Origin of the sequence: Stenotrophobium rhamnosiphilum (assembly GCF_003052265.1) — a bacterium.
Taxonomy (GTDB): domain Bacteria; phylum Pseudomonadota; class Gammaproteobacteria; order Nevskiales; family Nevskiaceae; genus Stenotrophobium; species Stenotrophobium rhamnosiphilum.
On the sequence record NZ_QANS01000005.1, the window covers coordinates 388,852 to 412,284 of the forward strand.

The window sequence follows — 23,433 nt, forward strand, 5'->3', positions numbered from 1 at the left end:
CCCTGCTCAGCGGTAGAAAACGAGGAGAAACCGCAGCTTACGCCGCGGCCAGAATCATCTCTGCAGCCTTCTCGGCGATCATCGTCGTTGGCGCATTGGTGTTACCGCCAATCAAGGTCGGCATGATGGACGCATCCACCACGCGCAAACCCTGCACACCACGCACGCGCAGCTCTGGGTCCACAACGGCCAACTCGTCGACACCCATTTTGCAGGTGCCAACGGGGTGATACACCGTCTCGGCGTTCTCGCGGACCCATGCTTGAATCTGCTCGTCGCTCTGCACCGAAGCGCCCGGCTGCAACTCTTCGCCGCGATGCGGCGCAAATGCAGACTGCGCCATGATCTCGCGACCCTTCTTGATGCAGATGACCATGCGCCGCATGTCGTCTTCATCAGCCAGATAGTTGGCTTGAATACGTGGTGGCGCGAGTGGATCTGCTTTTTCCAACGTCAGTTCACCAATGCTGCGCGGGCGCAGATTGCAGAACATGATGGTGTAGGCGTACCTAAATACCGGGATCAGATTCAGTGCGTGATGCGAATACGCCAGCGGTGCAAAGTGAATTTGGAAATCAGGAACTGCTTCACTCGAATCGCTCTTCATGAAACCACCCGACTCAGCAACGTTGCTGGTGAGCAAACCACGGCGACCAAAAATGTAGTGAAACACTGCTTTGATGCTCGTCCAAAGCGACAGCGGATTCAACGAAACCGAGAAACGGGTTTTCTCACGTGATGACACCACCACGTCCAAGTGATCCTGCAAATTTTTACCAACGCCCGGCAAATCATGCACCGACTCGATGCCATGACGACGAATTTCATCCGCGGGGCCAACGCCAGACAGCAACAACAACTGCGGCGAATTGATTGCACCACCGCTCAGAATCACTTCGCGAGCGGCGCGCACATCGTGCAGCTTGCCACCGCAGGAATAACGCACGCCTACAGCACGCTTGCCTTCAAACAAAACGCGGGTGACCTGTGCACTCGTGATCACCGTGAGATTGGAACGTGATTCTGCTGGACGCAAAAACGCGCGCGCATTGCTGCAACGTTCGCCGTCTTTTTGGAAGACGCGATAGAAGTTGAAACCTTCTTGTTGCGCACCATTGAAGTCTGGTGTTGTCGGATAACCCGCCTGCTTGGCAGCGGCGAGAAACGCATGGCTCAGCGGATTGGTGAAGCGCAGCGCCGACACATTCAGCTCACCGCCCTGCCCGTTGTATTGATCTGCACCGAGTTCGCAGTTCTGCGATTTCTTGAAGTAAGGCAACACATCCGCGTAGCTCCAACCTTTGTTGCCGAGACTCGCCCAATGGTCGTAGTCCCAAGCATTGCCACGGATATAAACCTGCGCGTTGATCGAGGAACTGCCACCGAGTGTTTTGCCGCGCGGCCAGAACATGCGGCGCTTGCCCATGTGAGGTTCTGGTGCCGTCCAGAAATGCCAGTTGTGGCTCTTACCACGCAGAAGCGGAATGACGCCTGAGGGAATCTTGATGAATGGGCTGGTGTCTGCAGGACCAGCTTCGATCAAACAAACTTTGTGCTGACCGCTGGCGCTCAAGCGATTGGCAAGTACGCAGCCTGCTGAACCACCGCCAACGATGATGTAATCGTACATTCCATTCTCCTCAACAACGATGCGCCGTCACGAATTTTAAGGCCCGCCATTTGACCTTCTTATTTCGTGTTTTGCAAAGCTAATGCAGCAGAAATCGACGATCACCTACGAGGAATAGAACAATGGAAATAACTGTTACCAATGACCCGCGCTAATCAGCGCATTTCGATAAGAAATGCGCGAACGATTAGCTGCCGAGTTTGGGTAGCGTGTCCCACACGCGGCGATCATGCGCAGGCACGATCACCAGATCAGGCATCGCGGCCTTCAGTTGATGCATCTGCACGATGAGATCACGAGTGCGTGATTCATCCCAATCCACCAGCTTGCGTGAGATCCATGGTTTCTCAGCAGGAATCTCCACGCCTTCGTTCTGCCAAACCAAATCACCAATCAATGCGTAGCGCTTGCCACCAGGCACTGTGATGAAAGCAATGATCGAACCCGGCGTGTGGCCGGACGCTGGCACCAACACCACGCTGCCGTCATCGAAAACGTCATAGCTCTTTTTAAATCCGAGATACGGCCCGCTCGGAAAGTTGTAGACGCGATAGTTGAGCTTGCCAAAGCTGCGAATCAAAGCCGTAGCATCGTCACCGTATTTGATAAAGCTCATTTCTTGATCGTTGACCCAGACCGGCACGCCGGGCAGGTCAGCAAGTCCGCTCACATGATCCCAATGCGAGTGCGTGAGAATCACTGCCTTGAACGTAGAGGGCTCAATGCCCGCTGCGTGCAGCTGCACTGCAACGGTTGGCTCTTTCTCGTACTTGGAGGTTGCCTGCATCAACGCAGGAATCGTTTTGAAGTGCGCATCAACATCTTTGCCAAAGCCCGTGTCGAACAACAAGGTGCCTTGTGGATGTTTGATCAGGATGCCGCCCATGCCGAACACGCGTGGCTCAGCGATGTTGCCGCCGCGATAGGCGAAGCCTGCTTGCGACAACATCTTGCCGGCTTCAATCGCGTAGAGACGCATCTCTGCCGGAGGATTCGCCGAAGGCACCAGCACCTTAGGCAAAGAATCCACTGCGAGCTTTGCCGGCATAAAGCTAACGGCAAGTGCACCGAGACCAATCAGCAGCACAATGAGCAACAGCAGCAGAATTCTTTTCATCACACGCCCCTATTTGATAAGAGCATTGTGCCGAAATACGAAAGAATTATCCGCTGACGCTGCTGCCTGCGGGATCTGCCGCTGCTGCCACCGTGCGCGGCAGCAAAAACGCGCGATAGAAATAAATGCCAGCGGCAATGCTGGCGACAAACAGCAAAGGCTCCCACTGGCCACTCAATGCAATGAGCAAGCCCGGCCCCGGGCAAATGCCACTCAAGCCCCAGCCCACACCAAACAAGGCGCTGCCGATCACAAGACGCGGCGTAATAGTTTTGCGATCAATGCGCGCGAGCGCTTGACCCGCCAACGAATTGCCACGGCTGCGTGCATAAGCAAACACCGGCAAGGCGACTGCAATCGCGCCACCCATCACCAACATCAGCGCGGGACTCCATGCATCCCCCGCCACATCAAGGAACGCCAAAATGCGTTGTGGATCAGTCATGCCAGACAACAACAAACCGATGCCGAAAATGAGGCCCGCAGCAAAAGCGATCAAAGTGCCCATATCAGCCTCCCACCACATGACGTGCGATGTACACGGTGACACCTGCGACGAACATAAAGGTCACCGTTGCAACGAGTGAGCGCGTCGATAAATTTCCGAGGCCGCATACGCCATGACCGCTGGTGCAACCCGTTCCGAGTTGCGTCCCCACGCCAACGAGAAAACCCGCAACGATGATGCCGGGCAAACTGAGTTGGATGTTGGAAGCGATCCACTGATGCGTAAACAGATAGAACAACACTGGCGAGAGCAAAAAGCCTGCGAGAAATGCCAATCGCCAACGGCCCTCACCAAAATTGCCAGTGATGGTATTGCCGAAGATGCCGCTGATGCCCGCGAGCTGCCCGCGGCCTAGCAAAAGCACCGAAACGCCTACGCCGATAATCAATCCGCCAATCAGTGATTGCAGCAACATGGCCGCTCCTTTAGTCGAAGTGAATGGTTAGCGCGACGCCAACCGTTTGTTCTTTGAGATGGATATCCGCTTCACCACCGCCAAAATTCTGCGGCGGCAATCCTTCCAGCGGGCCACCACCCGGAATCGAATTTTTTCCGCGCACGGTTTTCTGCGGCGCATACAAATACGACAAGCTCAGATCATAGCCGCCGCCCAGAGTGATCAAAGCGCCTGCGGTGTAATGCTGCTCGATAACGCCGGGAGCAAGAATGTTGAACAGCGTCTGATCTTCCGGCACCGGCTGCTTGCCGTAGCTATAACCCACGCGCAGCAACAGCGGCTTGAACACCTGCACCGCAGCGCCAAACTTGTAGATCGTCATGTTGCGCCAGCCGAAGCCGGGGCCATCATTTGCGCCGAGCTTCGCGCCATCAACAAACGGCTGAAGCGGACGACCAACCGATGACACATCGTTGTAGTTGATGCGCTGCACGTCGGCAGAAACCACCAGCAACTTCTGCCAGCGATACGCAACGCCACCGCCATAGTTTTCCGGCACATCAAACACGCCGCCGCCTGCAAACAAACCAGCGTATTTCTTGAAGCGCGACATGTGAACCTTGGGCTGATAACTGGCGCCGACTGTGAAGCCTTCAAAAGGCTCTGCCAAATATCCAACGCGATAACCAATGCCGTAGGAATTATCCGCGCCGTTATCCGTCACTTTGTCTGGCGCTACAGAGAATGGGCCCACAATCGGCAACTGCGGGCTCGGAAAGCCCGTCAGCGCAAATGCCTGCAATCCATAGGCTTTGAATTTTTGATAAACCAGATCAAGCGATATGCCGATCGACTGATGATCCGTTATACGAAACGCCAAGGTCGGTGCGATAAATAATTGCGAGAGATCAACGCCTGCACTTTTCGGCGTGCCTTGCAGCTGGAATGCAGCAAATGGATTGACCAGATAGTTGGTCTGCAACCCGCCGTTGCCGTACATCGCAACGCCCCAACTCAAGCGATCGTTGAAGCGCGAGGCGTACCCAAAGTTGGGAATGTAAGCGTTGGTTTTGAGATCGCCGTTATACGTGTCGTTGGCGTCCGGACCGGTTAAGCCAGTACCACCGCCAATCACGCTGCCACTGTTGATCAGCGGCGCGATGGATTCGTTGCCATAAATCGTGGCGCCGCGACGTGGCGTGAACCAGTCAACACCAAAGTCCAAACGATCGCCCACCAACGTCAAACCAGCAGGATTGGCCGCAGGCGCAAGCGCGTCTTGTGGCAGCGCATAACCGACACCACCCATGGCTGCCGATGCGGCGCCATAGCCGTGCAAGAAATAACCGTTGGTCGCGAGTGCCGGCGTTGCTGCAATAGCGAGAACAAAGCCTGCCGCTCCTGTGATCTTTTTGAACTGCATGATGCGCTCCCTGCGTATTCATGGTCCTGCAGCAACCCCGCTGCGGTCCGACAGTTATCGTATTTTTTATGGGCTTATTTTGATATGCCTTTTTGATACCGATTATTCATTTACTTATGCCCTTAACCTACAGAACCGACGGTGAAAGATTTAGGCAAGTGTCGTCGAGCTTGGCGAGTAACTCTGCTTGGCGATGTGCCTTGGGCAGTTCGTAGCGGAAGAAATATTGGCAGGCGATGCGCTTGCCCTCGTAGAAATCACGATCAGCCGCCGTTGCCTTGGCCTGCCCCGCGTGCGCGCATTGCGCCTGCTGCAACCACTGCCACGCGACAACAATATGGCCGAGCATTTCCAGATAGAGATTGGCATTGGCGAGGAACAAATCCACCTTGCCTTGCACCGCCGCTGCTGCGAGCGTTTGCGTCGTCGCGGCGGCGACTTCTACAGCTTTGCCTAGTGCAACAGAGAACTCGGCGAGGCTGGCATCGCCCGCTGTTGCTTGCACGGTTTGCTGAATCTTGCCGAGCAGCAGTCGAAACGCCGCGCCGTTTTTCATCGTCACCTTGCGACCGAGCAAGTCGAGGCCTTGAATGCCGTGGGTACCTTCATGAATCGCGTTGAGACGGTTATCGCGATAGTGGCGCTCTACCGGATAGTCGCGCGTATAACCGTAACCACCGAGCACTTGAATCGCAAGCTTGTTGGCTTCCAGACAAAATTCTGCAGGCCAGGACTTCGCAATCGGCGTGAGAATTTCCAGCAGCAAACTGATCTCTTCTTTTTGCTTTGCATCTTCTGCCGTCGCTTTTTCATCGACGAGTTTGGCGCAGTACAAGCAAAGCGCGAGGCCACCTTCTACATAGGCTTTCTGCTGCAACAACATGCGGCGTACGTCGCTGTGCTCAATGATCGCGACGGGTTTGCTCTCGGGACTTTTATCCGTCGGCAAACGACCTTGCGGACGCTGGCGTGCGTAATCAAGCGCAAACAAATACGCCGCGTAGCCAGACATAACACCAGCCAGACCAACCGCGATGCGCGCCTCATTCATCATGTGGAACATGCAGGCCAAACCTTCATTCGGCTTGCCAACGAGATAGCCCGTGCAAGGCGTATCGCCAAAGCTCAGCACCGTGTTGACCGTGCCGCGACAACCCATCTTGTGATTGAGGCCGACGAGTCGCACGCCGTTACGTGCGCCGAGCGTGCCGTTATCGTTGACATGAAATTTCGGCACGATAAATAGCGAAATACCTTTAACGCCCGCAGGCGCGCCATCGAGACGCGCCAGCACGAGATGCACGATGTTCTCCGAGAGATCGTGCTCGCCACCAGAGATCCACATCTTGTTACCGCTGATGCTGTAGCTGCCATCTGGCAAAGCTTGTGCGCGTGTCTTGATGTCACCGAGTGAAGAGCCCGCCTGCGGCTCCGACAAACACATGGTGCCGAACCAACGGCCTTCCATCATCGGTCGCATATAGCGCGTCTTTTGCTCCTCAGTGCCGTGCACATTGAGCAGATTGGATGCCGCCATCGTCAGCAAGGTGTAACCCACAGCCGGGCCATTGGCGGAAGCAAACAACGCAGCTACGGATTGTGCGATGACATAGGGCAATTGCGAACCGCCGTTTTCAGCATCGAATGCCGTGGCGAGAAAGCCGCCGTCGACATAAGCCTTCAGCGCTTCCTTTACCTCTGGAATGATGTGCACGCGTTCGCCGTCAAAGTGCGGCTCGCTGGCATCCAGCTTGGCGGCGAAGGGCAGGAATTTTTCTTCTGCCAGCGCGTGTGCCGCTTCAATCACGGATTCAAAGGTGTCGCGATCATGCTGCGCGTAACGCGGGGTCTGGCACAGCGCAGGAACATCCAGCATTTCGTACAGCATGAAATCCAGATCACGACGATTGATCAGAGCAGACACGGCATCCCCCAAATAGTTAGACGCGAACCCTAATCAGCCAAAGGCCAAACAACAAGTTGCATTGAAGAGGGCGGGCACTGACTCAAAGCAATCGTTTTTAAGTATTTTATTAAGTACACATTTATTAATAATTAATAACACCCAACCGTCGGAATATTCCCACAAGGAATCGCCTGAAAAGAGTGTTACAGCGCGCCATCACGATGCTACAGTCACCTTAGGTCGCAAATAAAATTCTAAGGGGAAGAACATGGCGTTCAAGACCGCGTTGGTCGTGGATGATTCGAAGTCGGCGCGGTTTTCTTTGCGTCGGTTTTTAGAGAATCAGTACTACAAGGTAGAGACTGCCGAAAGCGCGGAAGAGTGCTACACCGTGCTGCGCGGCCTGCGCCCTGATGTCATTTTTCTTGATCACGTTATGCCCGGCGCAGACGGCTTTGAAGTGCTGCGCCAGATCAAATCAGACGCCGCAACGTCTGAGATCAAAGTAGTGATCTGCTCGTCTCACGACAGCCCTGAGTTTATGGATCAAGCCATCGCTGGCGGTGCCGTCGGCGTGTTGGTGAAACCGCCGAGCGCTGAGCAGCTCGCGAACATTCTGAATAATCTGAACAACGCTGTGGCCGCGCCAAGCGTGCCGCCACCTATTCCGACCGTGATTCCGACACCAGCATCTGTTGCTGTTGCGCCACCATCAAAGGTCGCCAATATTCGCGAGCCTGATGTTGCGATTGAACAGCGCGTGATGAATACCGTGCGCAGCACCTTGTCGACGCCGCCACCACTGCCGCAGTCGATGCCACCGCCGCTTCCAAACAATGCGCTGAATGAAGTCGCGCAAAGCTTGTCGGTGCAAATTGCGCAGCTGCAATCACAAGCGGTGCAATTGCAATCGCGCATCGACGAAGAACAGGTCTCTGTTAAAAATCAGGAAGACCTGCAGCAGTTGTCACAAGAATTGGCTGTGCAGAGTGATCGCATCTCAGCGCTGGAGAAATTGGTCGACGACCATTTCAACGAACTGCATTCGGCACTAGAAGCTGGCTTGCGCGCTCACGCCGAACGCGCGGATCAAATCGCCGCTGCTGCTGGCGAACGTGCGCGCGAAGAAGCTGAGCGCACGATGATGAATGCCGCAGCGCGCATTTCGGATCAGCTCGCCAGCTCGATCCTCAGCGCGCTACGCAATGTCTCGACTAGCTCTTCAGCACCGCATAGCCCAGCAGGATCCAACCCGCCAGGAACAACAGACCGCCTAAAGGCGTAACTGCGCCGAGAATGCGGATGTCGCTCAAGGCGAGCGCGTAGAGACTGCCGGAAAAAATCAACACGCCGAGCGCGAAACAAGCGCCGCCCGCATTCAATGCAGCGGATGGCGTTTGTCTTGCGATGATGCCGAGCAGGATCAGCGCCAGCGCGTGATAGAAGTGATACTCCACGCCCGTGCGCCACACCGCGAGCATTTCTGTCGAGAGTCTTTGCTTAAGGGCATGCGCGCCGAATGCGCCAAGCGCTACGGCGAGAAAACCATACGCCGCGCCAAACCCAATCCAAATTTTGTCCATTAGCTTTCCAACACTTTGAAGCTGATCCCTGCAGCTTGCAGGCGTTCAATCAGTGCACCACCCATCGCCTGCGCAGGCGTGACCACACCCGCCTTGCGTGGCAAACGATCTTGCGCGAGACACAACGCAGACTCCGCCAGCATCTTCGAAGTTTCGCCGTAGCCCGGATCGCCACCACTCACTTCCGTGACGACTTTCTTGCCGCCGCCCTGCCCAATAAAGCGGACGCGGAACCAACCTTTCTGACGCTGCGCTTCATCAGGGCCATCGCCAGGCGCTTTGAGCTTGAGCAATTGCTCGCGTGTGAACTTGATTTGCGCGCCAGCGAATATCGCACCGACACCGCCAACCAAAGCAGCAACGCGCACAATCTTCTTCACCAATACGTAATGCCCATAGCTAAAGCTGGGGCCGTAACGATCATCAGCGACAGCGGAGCGGCGCACCATTTGTGGATCAATCGTCGGCATCGGCACAGCCCATGCACCCAACTCACGTTGATAGTGAATGCGCTGACGCGTGGAGCTGATTTTGCGATCGACTGGATAACCTTCGCGATCACGACGCGCCTTGCGAACTTTTTCATATTCGCGCAAACGCGAAAACGCGGTGACGGCAGAATGCAGCGTGCCGCCTGAGAACGTACCGCCAGCACGCACAAAACCTTCCACCTTGAGCGGCACATCCTGCGGCAACTGCTGCACGGTGAAGTAAGCACCGAGATCATGCGGAATACTGTCGAAGCCGCAGCAATTCACAATGCGTGCGCCGGTGCTGCGCGCCAACTCGTGATAACGCAGCCACATCAGATCAACGAATTCTGGTTCGCCGGTGAGATCAACATAGTCGGTGCCCGCTGCCGCACAAGCCGCCACCAAAGGTTCGCCGTAACGGATGTAAGGCCCGACCGTCGTAATCACAACTTTGCTTGAGCCTGCGATCTCTTTAATAGAGTCCACATCGTCGACATCTGCTTGTAGCAAATCCAGATCGGCGAGCGCGGGATTGATCTCTACCAAGCGCTCACGCACTAGTTTGAGTTTTGCTTCGCTGCGGCCCGCCAAAGCCCAACGCAATTTGCTGCCCGCATTCCGCGCCAGATATTCAGCCGTTAAACCGCCAGTAAAGCCGGTGGCTCCGAATATCACGATGTCGAATTTACGCCGCGTTGCCATAACCATCCCCGAATCTCATTGGGTGGGAATGATACGGAAAATCCCCGAATGTTGATCTGGCTCTTATGTGCCTGCCTGGCGGCGCTGCGGCATCCAATGCGTTTAAAGCTTCGTATGTTAATTTACGGCCCGAACCCTTGAGCCTTATTGCGGTCTGTACAGTCGCCAGGTTGCCGAAGCCCCCATGAATATCCGACTCCGATTTTTGCTGCTGCTCGCCCTGCTCTCGGCCAGCATCACTGCGCACGCCGCACCGGTCCGCGCAGATCACATCGAAGCCGAGTTGATTGCCGAACACACCGCGCTGAAACCCGGCGAGAACTGGGTGGCGCTGCGCCTCAAGCCTGACGCCAACTGGCACACCTATTGGCAGAACCCGGGCGATGTCGGCCTGCCCACGCAATTGGGCTGGACACTGCCGAAGGGCGTAACTGCCGGCGCCATCCAGTGGCCTTACCCGCAACTGCATAAGCTCGGCGGCCTTGGTTATTTTGGTTACGGCGAAGAAACGCTGCATTTGGTGCAGATCACATTGCCCGCGAATTGGCCGAGCAGCCGTCCGGTCGATCTCAAAGCTGAAGCCAAATGGTTGGTCTGCGCGGATGTCTGCATTCCAGGCAAGGCAACGCTCTCGCTGACTTTGCCAACAAACGCCGCGCCCGCGATTGATAGTCGCTGGACCCAGCTCTTTGCCGAGACGCGCGCGCGCTTGCCAATCGCAGCGCCGTGGAAATCACAGTTCAGCGCCAGCAACGGTGATTTCTCTTTGCGTCTTGAGGGTGCAAAGCTTGAAGGCGCAACCATCACCTTCTTTCAATACGACAGTGACCTGCTGAATTCCGCCGCACCGCAAAGAATTGCGTTTGATGCAGATGGCATCCGCCTCTCGCAGAAGCTGAGCCCGTATTTTGCAAAAGCACCTGCCAAGGCGCAGGGCGTTCTAGTGGTGCAACAGTCCGGCAAAACGCAGGCTTACGAACTCACAGCAGAACCCGGCACCGTCGCTGTCGTTAAAACCGTCGCGAAAGTTGATACCCCAATCACCCTGCCATTAGTGCTGCTGTTCGCCGTGCTCGGTGGTTTGATTCTTAATCTGATGCCTTGCGTGTTTCCGGTGCTGTCGCTCAAAGCGATCTCGGTCATGCAGAACCGTGGCCATGCGGCCAAGCAGCAACGCGGTCATGCGCTGGCCTATACGGCAGGCGTCGTTCTATCTTGTGGCGCTGTCGCGGTGACGTTGCTGGCGCTACGCGCTGGCGGACAAGCCATCGGCTGGGGCTTCCAACTTCAATCACCGATCTTTGTGGGCTTGCTGGCCTATCTGATGTTTGCGCTTGGACTCTCAATGTCTGGTGCAGTGGAATTCGGCACGCGCTTGATGGGCGTCGGACAATCGCTAACGCAAGGTTCGGGCTACGGCAGTTCCTTCTTCACCGGCGTTCTCGCCACCATCGTTGCCAGCCCTTGCACCGCGCCGTTCATGGGCACGGCACTCGGTTATGCCTTAACGCAACCGCCGCTGTTGTCGCTGAGTGTTTTTCTCGCGCTTGGCTTGGGCTTGGCGCTGCCATTTTTACTGCTCGGATTCTTCCCGCGACTTGCGGCATTTTTGCCACGCCCCGGCGCGTGGATGGAAACCTTCAAGCAGGTCATGGCCTATCCGCTGTATCTGACAGTGGTCTGGCTCATTTGGGTACTCGCACATCAAACCAGCATTGATGGCGCTGGCGTGGCGCTGGTCGGCCTAGTGTTGGTGGCGTTTGCGCTGTGGCTGTGGAATCGCCGCGGTGTATTGGCCAAAACTTTGCAGATCGCCTCGCTCGCAGGCGCGCTTGCCCTGCTCGCACATCCGCTACTTCAAACGACACCAGCCAGTGCCGCTTTAAGCGTAGATCCATCGGGCGTTTATTCAGCCGAGCGCCTGCAAAAATTGCGCTCACAAGGGCACACCGTGTTTATCGACTTCACCGCAGATTGGTGCATCACCTGCAAGGTCAATGAACAAACGGTGCTGAAGACCAAACGTGTCCAAGAAGCGTTTGCCGCCAAGAACGTCACCACGTTGGTGGGCGACTGGACGCGCGCGGATCCAGAAATCACAAAGGTTCTAGAAGAGTTTGGTCGCAGCGGCGTGCCGCTCTATCTGATGTATGTCAACGGCGGCGAGCCGAAAGTGCTGCCGCAGATTTTGACTACCGACACGGTACTCGAAGCATTGAACCCCTGAGCGCACGCAACTGCCGTAAGCCAACAAGGATCAGCAGCCACAACAGATTCGGCATCGCGCCACCGCCGCCGCCACTTTGCTCGGCTACGGTTGCAGGCGCGGTCACTGTAATGCTTACCGTCGCGCTATTTGAATCCGTGAAGCCGTCGTTCACTTTGAAGGTAAAGCTATCTGCCCCGCTATATCCGCTTGTTGGCGTATAGCTGAGATTGGGCGCGGTTCCACTGAGCACGCCATGCAGCGGCTGCTCGACTCGATAACTCAAAGCATCGCCATCCACATCGCTAGCCGTTAAGACAACCGCTTTCGTCACGTCTTGTGCGGTCTGTGTGGACTGAGCATTCGCTACCGGGGCATGGTTGCCACTCACCGTAATGTTGATCGAAGCACTCGCGCTGGCCGCACCATCATTTACTCTAAAAGTGAAACTGTCCGTCCCGGTGTAACCCGTCGCCGGCGAGTAAACAATATTTGGGGGCGTACCCGTCAACGTGCCATGCGCTGGTGATGTTGCAATGCTAAACGTTAAAGCATCGCCATCCGCATCCGTCGCTGACAGCGTAACTGTACGCTCTGTGTTACGCGTCACTTGCACTGACTGCGTCACAGCAACCGGCACTTGATTCGTCACGACAATGCTCACCGTGGTGGCAGCGGAATTCGCGATGCCGTCATTTGCTTTGAAGGTAAAACTGTCGGGGCCGACATAACCCGCCTCTGGCCGATAAACCAATCTCGGTAATGTGCCGGTTAAAGTGCCATGACTCACGCCTTTGACGACGCTGAACGTCAAGGCATCCGCATCGACATCTGTTCCAGATAAAACAATCAAAACAGCATGCTCATGAATGACAGAAACATTCTGTGCGACTGCGACAGGAGCAGTATTGGTTTTCGCAACGTTGATGCCGATGGTCGCTGTTGCGGAATTGACCTTTCCATCATTAGCGACGAATTGAAAACTATCTGCACCCGTAAAATTAAGATTGGGCACATAGATCACTAACGGCGGCGTTCCGATTAGAAGACCGTTCTTCGGCATCGTGACGACGGAATAATTAAGTGGATCACCATCAGCATCACTGGCCGTGAGCGTCAGCGATAAGTTAATGCCTAAGAAAGTTCGCAGCGTCTGCGTATTCGCAACCGGCGGATGATTGACGAGCACACCATCGGGACAACTCACCGCAGGCCCAAGCTGCCAACCCATATCGGCAAACGCACACGCTGTGAAATCAACACCGGCAGCGGCCTTTAGTGCAGGCGCATCGAAAGGCTCCATCAATAAATGTGGCGAAGCAGCATTGCTCCAATGTGAAACAGAAGAACCCGGCTGACCAGGATTGGGCGCATAGAGTTGCAGATGTCCAGCAGCAGTCACACCCGCGCTCAGCCGTGATGCCGCACTGTTCACCGCCGCTCCATTCCAAACCAGCTTGCCATCATTAATGGCCGACATCACGCGCATCGACGTCGTCATTTGTGGCCAGAATGATGTTGCTGTTTCGTCGTAAACAAACTGATCGTAAATGCCGAGTTGATTAGGGTTAGACGTATCCGCACCTTGCCCGGTGACTTCGTCAACGAGCGAGGTAAATCCCAAGCCATGCCCCATTTCATGCATGACGGTATTGAGCAGATCAATCTTGTTGCCGGGATTGTTATCCAAGCCGTAATAAAAGCCTTTGCCATTCAAGCAAGACGTACCACCGTCATCGATCGTTGAATTGAATTCAGCAATGACATCAGCCGTGGCACTGCGATTTGCGATGGTGGGTACGCTGCGATCAATTCGCTTTTGCGCGAGTGCGTTTGCCAAAGCGGCCGGGTAATACACATTGAGTCTTGGCGCATTCGGAAAGTTTTTAAAAAAGGCGTTTGCTGCCGCCTGACCCAAAAGGGCTTGATTGGGAGAACAAGACAAATCATAAAAATCCACGCTCACGTAAATCGGCTGACTGCTGACGATTTTCTGCGCCCAGAGTGTCGCCGCTCGCTGAAACAAATTCAGACGCGCTTGTCCCAGCGTCGTTGCCGCGTTACCGCCGACAGGAGTCACTGCAGTGGAATCTGCAAATCCATCGCCGGGGAGAATCGTGATGGTCGTGGCCTGCACAGATGTTGTGAACAGCAATGCAAAGAGCGCCGCCGAACCAATCTTGTTCATGGCTGCGCTTTAATCGGCAGCTCATCGTTGCAATGCATATGAATCTCACCGTCCGCAGTGACCTCGGCGTGGATTTGATTCTTGGGCCTGTGAAGGAACAGGCCGACTGTGCCGTCGGGATAGTCAACAATCTTTGGCGCTGAAGTGCTTTTCGCTGAGGCCGCCGATTTTTCTACCGCGGGCAGCTGCTGTAGTTCTTCACGGGTCGGTGCGCGCGGCGTGCCGGTGACGGGATCGAGAAAAATACGTTGCGTAGATTTCTGGTTCTGCTGCGCGTCTGCAGCACTTAGATCAGCGCTGACGAAGCCGCCAAAAGCTGCAAGGACCAGAACACAAATTCCGCCTGAACGTAGCGACATACATCAACCCCTGTAGCCTTAACGACCACGCTGCAATATTCAATTGCAGCTTAGTTAAAACTTTCTTTAAGGGGTGCCCGTTTGTCTGCTGATTTGCTCCACTGCTGCGGCTACCATCTTCTGTAGCGCTGCTTCGATGGGGGTATTGTTGAAGTACTGCAACAGGCCCGGCAATTTAATGTTGTAACCGCGTAGGCCAACAATGCTCGCGAGATCCGCGCCAAATTTCCAGTTTTTTCCTTCAACCGCTGTCGTGTTCAGTACACGCCCAGTCGCAACATCAATGATGCGTAAATCCATCGCGATGTAACCGCGCTTGGCGCTGATATTGACTACACCGAAGTCACCATTCTTTGACAGCGGAATTGGGATTGGGAGTGCCCCGCCACTAACCCCGGCATCAAAAGAAGTAATGGCACCGACGACGAGCAATTGCGCGCCTTCGAGTTGCCCCATTGGGATTTTGCTGGCATCACCGACGCGGCCTGATTGCGAGAACTCCTGCTCAACCATCGCATCGTTAATCGCGTCGCGCTCCAACACGATGAACTTGTTGCTGCCAAACAAAGCAGTTGTGAGCATGTCGCGCACGCCATGCATCAGGCCATCTTCAGTAAGCGGATCGCCGCCCTTGCTCTGTGCGTTGACCAAGACCAATTGGCGTGTGATGGATTTTTCGGCGACTACACCGGTCTTGTCGATAATCGAACCGACGGCGATTCGCGGCATTGCATTCGCGGCGAGGGCTTGCGTCTGCGTAATGCTGGCGCCTTCGCCACCACTAATAATTTTTGTCGTCGTCGCGCAGCCGCAAAGCAATAGCCCCGCCAGCGCTGCCAGCATAGCCGGCAGCCAGCCAAACGCTCGGCGGCTCGCGATGACGCGCACAGCGGCTCCTTACAGCTTGTTCTGAGCGATGAACTGCACTGCAGCTTCAATGCTTTGACGGATAGCCGCTTCCATCGGCGTGTTCTTATATGCGCCCAAACCAATCGGCATGCTGCCGCCGGTAAAGATCAAACCGACGCTGCCTTTGCTTGATGTGCCCTTCACCGTCGTTGCGTTTACAACACGGCCGGTTGCTGCATCCAGAATGCGGATGTTGATGCCCACGCAAGCTTCTTTGGTGGAAGCGAGGATGACGGAGCCGCCGCTGCAGTTCGGTTCAAACTCGGTGATCGAACCGCGAACCAACAACTGCGCACCTTCCAACTGACCAATCGGCGCAGCCGTTTCTTTTTTGAAGCGGCCAGAATTAGATAGGTCCTGCTCGGCAGTGACGTCGCTGAGACGCTCGCGTTCAACAACAATGAAGCGGCCGGTGTTGAACAAGGAATCGGTCAGCATGTCGGTCATGCCATCGCCGATCTGACGCGAGCCCTGGCCGGCACGGAAATCAAAGCCGGTCACCGCGATGCGCTGCTTGGGGCCGTTGTACTGTTCTTGTTGCGCCTGCGTAATCGTCGGGCCTGAACCGCCAGAACTGATCACCGTTGCGCTGCTACCAACGCAACCGCTGGCGAGAACACCGAGGGTAAGAACAAGTGTTTTTTTCAACATGGGGAAACTCCAAGAACGAGGACCAGAGCAATAGTCCGATTAAGACCATGGCAACTGCAATAGATTCGTTCTCGTTTTACAGCTTGCCCCTAAACCTCGCAATGATTTGTTGCGCACTAAGGTATGTTTAATAAACTTGACTTGAGACTAAATTAGTCAATAAATAAAAACATTAGTTCAGAGCGAAGTTCGACACTGCATCGCCAAATCCTTTGACGCTGAGCGGCGCGCGCTGCTCCAGATCGCCATCACCCGCCAAAGCGACAGTGCGTGTATCGACCAAAATGTCGCCGTGATGCGCCTGCTCACACAGACGCGAAGACAGATTCACCGCAGAACCCACCGCGGTGTATTCGAGTCGTGACGCCGAGCCAATGACGCCCACCGTGACGACACCGGTGGCAACGCCAAGTCCGATGCCGAGAGAATGTGTGGGCGTTGACCAGCGCCGCGTCATTTCGGTGGTGACGATACGAATGCGGCGCGCCATCTCGAGTCCAATCTTGGCGTGATCATCCGCAGGCAGCGGCGCGCCAACCAAAATCAAAATGCCATCGCCCGCAAAGTCTTTAATCGTGGCGCCGAAATCAGCCACGATGATGCCGACGGCGTCGTAATACTCACGCAGCACCTGCAACACCTGCGTCGAAGAATGCGCTTGCGCGTAAGCGGTGAAGCCACGCAGATCGCAACTGACAACAGTGATCTCAAGCTGCTTCTGTTGCATCGCGCCACTGAGTCCGCGGTCGCTAACCATCTTCGCCACCTGCGGCGAGAGGAAGCGCGACATGAACTGTCCGCGTTGACCTTGCAGCACGTGATAGTGCACGGCGCCAATCAACAAAATGATCTCGCCGATCACTACTGAAATTGCGGCCGCATTGAGCGACAAAACAAAGCCCGCGAGTAAAAACGGGATGCACAACATCAAGGCCAGTAAGCGCGTTTTCTCGGCGCGATCTGGCCTGCGATTTAGTAAAAAAAGTACGCCGACCAGACCGGCAAAAGTTGAATACAATACGGGGGCCGCAAACATCCAAAAGCCCCATTTCGCCAGTGTTATTTCTGTCAAACCTGCACGCAGAAAATCTTGCGCTCGAATCTGCGGCCAGCAAATCGCCAACACCGCATACACAACACCAGCGACCTGGCCACTGCGCAGAACACGATCACCCGTGACAACATTCATGCCGCGCGCAGCCGGCACCATGCGACGAACGCGGATCAGCCATTCCAATAAAGCAATTGTCGCCAATGCCTCCGGAACCGCTAGCCAACCTGACCACGCAGGCGCGTTATGCAAATCTTTGACGAGGCTGACATTGAGATACATCGCAATGCCCAGAAAACCCAAAGCTGCCGCGAAGGCACGAGATGCGCCTGACTCGCGATCCGCCGACACGAAAGCCAAGCCCATGCCGAGCGCGACCAGCGAAATCAGAATGTGGGGCGTGATATCAACCATGTCTCAGTGCCGTTGCAACAACATCTCTCGCTGAACAGTGTGTGGCGTCATTATGCAGCGCTTAGCGCTTTCCCTCTGTCGCCGATTGCTCTGGCGCTAGCGAAGCATCCCGATCTTCATCAAAGAGTTGTTCCAATTCGCGCGCGGTATCTTGTGCCGTTTGCATGAGCCTCTTTTCATCTCGATAAACCGCTTGCTGCTTTTTAAGTGCGCCCTCGTCAACATCGCGGAACATTTCAATCGCATGCTGCGCAGATACTTCCGAATCGCCCATATCCACCAGCAATTGGCGCGCCATCTCAAGGCTCGAGAAGTAGGAGCGGCGAATAATGTTCTTGATGTTCAAATCCATCAGTCGCAGTGCATGCTGACGATCACTGGCGACGGCATAAATCTGTAGATGCGGAAAATGTCGCCGCACGGATTCAGCAATTTGCAAAGAGGCCTCAGTTTTGGCAATCGAGATGATCAATATCTTGGCTTTGCCTGCGTGCGCTGCACGAAGTAAATCCAAACGCGCGGCATCTCCGTAATAAATCTTGTTGCCAAAACGACGTACGAAATCGACGGTCTCTGGGTCTTTTTCAAGCACGGTAAAACCGATTTTCTTCAAGCGCAGAAGACGACCAATGATCTGACCGAAAGGACCGAAGCCGACAATGATGATCGGTGCTTCTGAAGCATCAATCGTGTCGTAAGCCGGACCTTCCAGTGGTTTGCGGAAGCGCGCCTGCAAGGCATAAAGCGGCGGCGTCAGAATCATCGACAGAGTCACCACCACAATCAGCAGCGCTGACACTTCTACCGACATCACACCCGCAGCGGTCGCGATACCAAACAACACGAACGCAAATTCACCGCCTTGCGGCAGCGCAAAAGCCAAGGAGCGCGCGGCATCTTGCGGCAATCGCGCAAAACGACCAATGGCGTACAAGATTGCTGCCTTAGAGCCGAACAAAAGCACGACCAAGCCCAGCACCAGCAAAGGCTTTTGCAGAACGAGACCAACATCGGCCGACATGCCGACGGCAATAAAGAACAAGCCAAGCAACAAACCTTTGAACGGCTCAATGTCGGCTTGCAGCTCATGCCGATATTCCGAGTCCGCCAACAACACACCGGCAAGGAAAGCGCCGAGTGTCATCGACATACCCGCCAATTCCATTGCTAGTGATGTTGCGATGACCACCAACAAAGTTGCTGCGGTAAAAATTTCTGGCACACGAGTAATCGCCAAGATGCGCAGCAAAGGCTTCATCGCATAACGACCGCCGAGAATGACGATCAAGAAAATGCCTAACGTTTTTACTGCCACGATCCACGCGGGGCCGGAAGCATTTTGTATTTCTTGAACCGCTAACAACGGGATGATCGCCATGAACGGGATCACCGCAAGATCTTGAAATAAAAGAATTGCAAACGAAGCGCGGCCATGTCGCGACGACAATTCATTTTTCTCCGCCAGCATCTGCAAAACAAAAGCAGTTGATGACATTGCTAAACCAAAACCGATCACCAGTGCAGCTGGAAGCGGCAAACCAAACGCGAGCGCAATACCGCCAAGAACAAGCAGCGACAAAACTACCTGCGCGCCGCCTAAACCAAACACCACGCGGCGCAAAGTCCACAAACGTGAGGGCTGTAATTCCAATCCGATGATGAATAACAACAGCACCACACCGAATTCGGAGAAATGCATGATGCTTTCGACGTTTTCGACGAAGCCCAGCCCCCAAGGACCAATGGCGATGCCCGCGGCGAGGTATCCCAGCACCGCCCCGAGCCCTAAGTACCGGAAAAGCGGCACAAATAGCACCGCGGCGGTTAGAAAAATGGCGATATCGGTCAGCATGGGCCGGTCTCAGAGGCAGCAAAATTTGAAGTCAGCATTTTTAAGCCCACCAATAACTTGTGATAACTTCTTGATGTAACACGCAAAGTACTAGCCCCTTGCAAATGAAGCCAAAATGTTTTTAAATATATACACATCTAGGCTTCTATCTAGGCTTGGTCACAATGGACGAACAAAGCAAATCGGAACGCATCACAGAGCTTGCGCAAAAGCTGGGCGTTCTGCGTCCAAAGGATCTGGTGCCCCACGGCATTCAGGCCGAATATCTGCGCCGACTCTGCGATAAGGGCACGATAAAGAAAGTTGGGCGTGGCAGCTATGTGCTGTCCGATTCCCAGCTGTCTCCGTCGCTGTCCCTGGCCATTATTGGCCGTGCGGTCCCCAACGGCGTGGTCTGCCTGCAGTCTGCGCTGGCCTTCCATGGCATCGGTGATCAGTCCACAAACGAAGTGTTTGTCGCCATCGAACGCCGCGCTGCACGCCCTCGCGTCGATTATCCAGAAGTTCGCGTCGCCCGTCTTGGCGGCCCGGCTTTTACCGAAGGCGCTGACTCGCACACCATTGAAAACGTAAAAGTAAAAATCTACAGCTTGGAAAAAACCCTGGCTGATCTGTTCAAGTTCCGCAACAAAATTGGTCCGCACATCGCTGTAGACGCGCTGCGCGCCGCCATGGCTGATCGCACCATCAACATGAAGAAGCTCTGGCACTTTGCCAAGCTGTGCCGTGTTGAGCGCGTGATGAAGCCTTATGTTGACGCGTTGACGTAATCGACGCCGTGCCCGTACCTGATGCCCGCCATGGCGGGCATTTTCATTGGAGTTAACCGATGAAGGCGTTTTTACCGAGCATGATGCTCACAGTATTGTTGATCTCTCCCGCGGCATGGGCCGAGGATGCCAGCCCTAGCGCTCCTGCTCCAGCCTCAGCGCCTATACCCGTCACACCTGATATCGCGCCGCAAACTGCACTAGCAGCCGCGCCAGAAGAGCAGCACGAAGACCGCAGCAACTATCTGCAAAACTTCCGTCAGGATTCAGACGAGTACGTATTGACCAGCACAGCGCGCGGCCTATCGCCGCATCGTTCGATGTATCTGCTGCCCTACTCTTATAGTCAGCACTATGACGGCAGCCGTGCGGAAGTCGTGTTTCAAATCAGCGGCAAGCAGCGTTTGTTTGGCACCAATTTTTATTTGGGCTACACGCAGCGATCTTTCTGGCAGATGTACAACAAGAAAGATTCTTCGCCATTTCGCGAAACCGTCTACAACCCCGAAGTGTTCTATCGCTGGACGCCAAAAGTGGATTGGCTCAACAAATGGGGCTCGGACTTTGGCTTCGAACATGAATCCAATGGTCGCGATCTGCCCGACTCACGCAGTTGGAACCGCATTTACATCGCGCCGTTTCAATCCAAAGGTAAATATTTGGTCTATCTGAAATTCTGGTATCGCATGCCGGAGAAAAAGAAAACCAGCCCGACGGATACTGAAGGCGACGACAATCCGGATATTGAGCGCTTCATGGGACACGCTGAATTCCAGGTGCAGCGCCAATTCTTCGGCGACCATATTGCGCATGTCACCTTGCGTAATAATTTTGCGACCGGCAAAGGCGCAGTCGCGCTGAATTACAGCATCCCGTCGAATGACGGGTCTGTATTCTTCTGTCTGAATTTCTTTAACGGCTACGGCGAAAGCTTGCTGGACTACAACCGCTCAGTGACCCGCATCGGTCTCGGCGTAATGGTTACGCGTTAGCTGCCGCGTAGCGCTTCCAGCTCTTCCCAGCGCGCGTAAACAGTATTGAGCTCAGCAGTCACTGCCGCGAGCTTTTGCTGCACTTCAATTGCCTTGGCTTTGTCCTTCTGGAAAAATCCTGGCGTGTTGACCTGCTCGCTCAGCTTGGTCTGCTCGGCTTCGAGCTTCTCAATTTTCTTCGGCAGCGCATCCAGCTCGCGCTTGTCCTGACTGCCGAGCTTGCTGGCCGACATCGGCAATGGCGCTGGCGCAACCGCAGCAACAGGCGCAGCCGTAAACACTTTAGCTTTTACCGGCTTGGCTTCTGGCGCTGACGGGCGCTGACGCAACCAATCGTCGTAGCCACCGATGTATTCGTTAACGTTGCCATTGCCTTCAAATACGAGACTGCGGCCGATGACGTTATTAATGAATGCGCGGTCATGTGACACCAGCAACACAGTGCCGGTGTAATCGAGTAACAGTTCTTCCAACAGCTCAAGCGTTTCTACGTCGAGATCGTTGGTCGGTTCGTCGAGTACCAACAGGTTTGATGGTTTAGCGAACAGCTTGGCCAGCATCAGACGATTGCGCTCACCACCCGACAGCGATTTGATTGGACTGCGCGCACGATCCGGCGTGAACAAGAATTCCTGCAGATAGCCCATCACGTGCTTGCGCTGATCGCCGATCTGAACGTAATCCTTACCTTCAGCGACGTTATCGAGCACTGACATTTCTTCTTTCAGTGCTCCACGCAGCTGATCGAAGTAAGCCACTTCCAATTTAGAGCCAAGCTTTAGATTGCCCGACGTCGGTTGCAACTGACCGAGCAATAGATTGATCAGCGTGGTTTTACCCGCGCCGTTAGGACCAATGATGCCGAGCTTGTCGCCACGAATCACCGTCGCGGTGAGCCCACGAATCGTTGGCGTTGTTGCGCCTGGATAGGTGTAGCTGACGTTTTCAGCTTCTGCCACCAACTTGCCTGAGCGCTCTGCTTCTTGCACCAGCATGCGGGCCTGTCCGGGTCCGTTGCGGCGTTCGCTATAAGCCTCACGCATTTCCATCAGGCGCTTAACGCGGCCCATGTCGCGCGTGCGTCGAGCTTCGACGCCTCTGCGAATCCACTTTTCTTCCTGCGCCAAACGTTTGTCGAACAACGCGCGCTCTTGTGACTCTGAGTGCAGGCGCTCTTCACGACGGCGCAAAAAGTTTTCGTAATCGCCGGGCCAGCTGGTGAGCCAACCACGATCCAATTCGAGAATGCGTGTGGCGAGATTGCGCAAAAAAGCACGGTCATGGGTGACGAACAGAATTGCGCCGTCCCATGCTTTAAAGAATTCTTCGATCCAGCCAATGCTGGCGATGTCGAGATGGTTGGTCGGTTCGTCGAGCAACAACAGGTCGGGCTCAGACACCAAGGCCTGCGCCAACAACACGCGACGTTTCAAACCACCGGAGAGACTGGAGAACTCTTCATCGCCCGGCAATTCCAAACGTGTGACGGTTTCCAGCACGCGTGATTCGAGATTCCAACCATCCTGCGCGTCCATCTGATCTTGCAGACGGCCGAGTTTTTTCAGATCCGGATCTGCTTGTTCAATCAGGTGGTGATATTCAGCAACCAATTTGCCGGTGGCGCCGAGGCCCATCGCAACAACGTCGTACACCGAACCGCTGATCGTGGTCGGAACCTCCTGCACCAAAGTCGCAATCTTCAGACTCTGCGCGCGAATGATTTCGCCGTCGTCTGGCTTCTGCTCACCCGCAATCAGTTTGAGCAAGGTCGACTTGCCCATGCCGTTACGGCCGATCAAACAAACGCGCTCGCCGCGCTCAATAGTGAAGCCGGCCTTATCCAGCAGCACGGTATTACCGAGCCTTAGGCTCACATCGCGCAGGGTCAGAAGCATAGAAATAAACCGTCTTAGAAGTCCCTTGAACAAGGGACTGGGTATGGCTTGTGAAAAGCGCCGTGGGCCTTCGCCACCACGCTATCGCGTGGTGCGGCTGTCAGCATCGAATTGTCAGTATATGCGCATAGAGTACAAGGGTTATTTGAATTCGCATTTTCAAAATACCCTCACAAGTACCCTCACCTGAAACTGATGCTTACAACCTTGCCAAGCCGCCGCTCTTCGTTATGAGCAAAAAAGTGGCGCGAATCTTCTCATGGACAGTGATGAGGTCACAACAACAAATCAAAATATAACGAGATGGACTTCCCCTACTTTTGTAGACATCACCTAGCCATATTTTGAAGCTCTCTCATACTCGTATGGGCTGATGTTGCCGATGTGACTGTGACGACGACTGCGGT

Annotated in this window: 19 protein-coding genes; 4 read left to right on the forward strand and 15 right to left on the reverse strand. The window is 54.8% G+C overall.

Annotated elements, in window-relative coordinates; translation table 11 throughout:
* Window positions 1-37 precede the first annotated feature (37 nt).
* From CJD38_RS14750 to CJD38_RS14775, 6 genes are all read right to left on the reverse strand, one after another.
* Window positions 38-1,630 carry a GMC family oxidoreductase gene (locus CJD38_RS14750; protein WP_107941112.1) on the reverse strand — a complete coding sequence of 531 codons (1,593 nt, stop codon included), beginning with the start codon at window positions 1,628-1,630 and terminating at the stop codon, window positions 38-40.
* A 187-nt stretch (window positions 1,631-1,817) separates the two neighbouring features.
* Window positions 1,818-2,747 (reverse strand): MBL fold metallo-hydrolase, encoded by a 930-nt coding sequence (locus CJD38_RS14755; protein WP_107941113.1) that lies wholly within the window; start codon window positions 2,745-2,747, stop codon window positions 1,818-1,820.
* Window positions 2,748-2,793: 46 nt separating this feature from the next.
* Window positions 2,794-3,255 (reverse strand): DUF6691 family protein, encoded by a 462-nt coding sequence (locus CJD38_RS14760; RefSeq protein ID WP_206363018.1) that lies wholly within the window; start codon window positions 3,253-3,255, stop codon window positions 2,794-2,796.
* Window position 3,256: 1 nt separating this feature from the next.
* On the reverse strand, window positions 3,257-3,670 hold the full coding sequence (locus tag CJD38_RS14765) for a YeeE/YedE family protein (protein ID WP_107941114.1): 414 nt from the start codon (window positions 3,668-3,670) through the stop codon (window positions 3,257-3,259).
* Window positions 3,671-3,680: 10 nt separating this feature from the next.
* Complete coding sequence (locus CJD38_RS14770; RefSeq protein ID WP_107941115.1) at window positions 3,681-5,075, reverse strand: OmpP1/FadL family transporter; 1,395 nt, start codon at window positions 5,073-5,075, stop codon at window positions 3,681-3,683.
* Window positions 5,076-5,202: 127 nt separating this feature from the next.
* Window positions 5,203-6,999: an acyl-CoA dehydrogenase gene (locus CJD38_RS14775; RefSeq protein ID WP_107941116.1), complete on the reverse strand. Its 1,797-nt coding sequence runs from the start codon at window positions 6,997-6,999 to the stop codon at window positions 5,203-5,205.
* 250 nt (window positions 7,000-7,249) lie between these two features.
* On the opposite strand from CJD38_RS14775, the gene CJD38_RS14780 reads away from it, so the two are divergent.
* Complete coding sequence (locus CJD38_RS14780; RefSeq protein ID WP_107941117.1) at window positions 7,250-8,266, forward strand: response regulator; 1,017 nt, start codon at window positions 7,250-7,252, stop codon at window positions 8,264-8,266.
* Here CJD38_RS14780 and CJD38_RS14785 read toward each other — a convergent pair.
* Together CJD38_RS14785 and CJD38_RS14790 are read right to left on the reverse strand one after the other, a co-directional pair.
* Window positions 8,196-8,564, reverse strand: coding sequence for a DUF423 domain-containing protein (locus tag CJD38_RS14785; protein WP_107941118.1), 369 nt, complete (start codon window positions 8,562-8,564; stop codon window positions 8,196-8,198). The two genes, CJD38_RS14780 and CJD38_RS14785, sit on opposite strands and share 71 nt — an antisense overlap.
* A complete protein-coding gene (locus CJD38_RS14790) occupies window positions 8,564-9,739 on the reverse strand; it encodes a saccharopine dehydrogenase family protein (RefSeq protein WP_107941163.1) in 1,176 nt (391 codons plus the stop codon). The genes CJD38_RS14785 and CJD38_RS14790 overlap by 1 nt, the downstream gene beginning before the upstream one ends.
* A gap of 184 nt (window positions 9,740-9,923) precedes the next feature.
* Here CJD38_RS14790 and CJD38_RS14795 point away from each other — a divergent pair, with 184 nt between their 5' ends.
* Entirely contained in the window at window positions 9,924-11,966 is a 2,043-nt protein-coding gene (locus tag CJD38_RS14795) for a protein-disulfide reductase DsbD family protein (protein ID WP_107941119.1), read from the forward strand.
* On the opposite strand, the gene CJD38_RS14800 is transcribed toward CJD38_RS14795, so the two are convergent.
* The 6 genes from CJD38_RS14800 to CJD38_RS14825 all read right to left on the reverse strand — a co-directional run bounded on the left by CJD38_RS14800 (window position 11,932) and on the right by CJD38_RS14825 (window position 19,369).
* Window positions 11,932-14,133 carry an Ig-like domain-containing protein gene (locus tag CJD38_RS14800; RefSeq protein WP_107941120.1) on the reverse strand — a complete coding sequence of 734 codons (2,202 nt, stop codon included), beginning with the start codon at window positions 14,131-14,133 and terminating at the stop codon, window positions 11,932-11,934. The two genes, CJD38_RS14795 and CJD38_RS14800, sit on opposite strands and share 35 nt — an antisense overlap.
* Window positions 14,130-14,492: a post-PEP-CTERM-1 domain-containing protein gene (locus tag CJD38_RS14805; RefSeq protein ID WP_107941121.1), complete on the reverse strand. Its 363-nt coding sequence runs from the start codon at window positions 14,490-14,492 to the stop codon at window positions 14,130-14,132. Before CJD38_RS14805 ends, CJD38_RS14800 begins: the two co-directional genes overlap by 4 nt.
* 66 nt (window positions 14,493-14,558) lie before the next feature.
* The gene (locus CJD38_RS14810) at window positions 14,559-15,380 is read right to left on the reverse strand and encodes a CsgG/HfaB family protein (RefSeq protein WP_107941122.1); all 822 of its coding nucleotides are present in this window, start codon (window positions 15,378-15,380) and stop codon (window positions 14,559-14,561) included.
* A gap of 9 nt (window positions 15,381-15,389) precedes the next feature.
* Window positions 15,390-16,052: a CsgG/HfaB family protein gene (locus tag CJD38_RS14815; protein ID WP_107941123.1), complete on the reverse strand. Its 663-nt coding sequence runs from the start codon at window positions 16,050-16,052 to the stop codon at window positions 15,390-15,392.
* A 172-nt stretch (window positions 16,053-16,224) separates the two neighbouring features.
* Window positions 16,225-17,517, reverse strand: a complete 1,293-nt coding sequence (locus tag CJD38_RS14820; protein WP_107941124.1) for an adenylate/guanylate cyclase domain-containing protein — start codon at window positions 17,515-17,517, stop codon at window positions 16,225-16,227.
* Window positions 17,518-17,578: 61 nt separating this feature from the next.
* On the reverse strand, window positions 17,579-19,369 hold the full coding sequence (locus tag CJD38_RS14825; protein WP_107941125.1) for a monovalent cation:proton antiporter-2 (CPA2) family protein: 1,791 nt from the start codon (window positions 19,367-19,369) through the stop codon (window positions 17,579-17,581).
* Window positions 19,370-19,533: 164 nt separating this feature from the next.
* On the opposite strand from CJD38_RS14825, the gene CJD38_RS14830 reads away from it, so the two are divergent.
* Entirely contained in the window at window positions 19,534-20,139 is a 606-nt protein-coding gene (locus tag CJD38_RS14830) for a type IV toxin-antitoxin system AbiEi family antitoxin domain-containing protein (RefSeq protein ID WP_107941126.1), read from the forward strand.
* An 80-nt stretch (window positions 20,140-20,219) separates the two neighbouring features.
* On the forward strand, window positions 20,220-21,131 hold the full coding sequence (locus tag CJD38_RS14835) for a phospholipase A (RefSeq protein ID WP_206363019.1): 912 nt from the start codon (window positions 20,220-20,222) through the stop codon (window positions 21,129-21,131).
* Here the strand turns inward: CJD38_RS14835 and CJD38_RS14840 are convergent.
* On the reverse strand, window positions 21,128-23,026 hold the full coding sequence (locus tag CJD38_RS14840) for an ATP-binding cassette domain-containing protein (protein WP_107941128.1): 1,899 nt from the start codon (window positions 23,024-23,026) through the stop codon (window positions 21,128-21,130). The genes CJD38_RS14835 and CJD38_RS14840 overlap by 4 nt on opposite strands.
* Window positions 23,027-23,433: the final 407 nt, after the last annotated feature.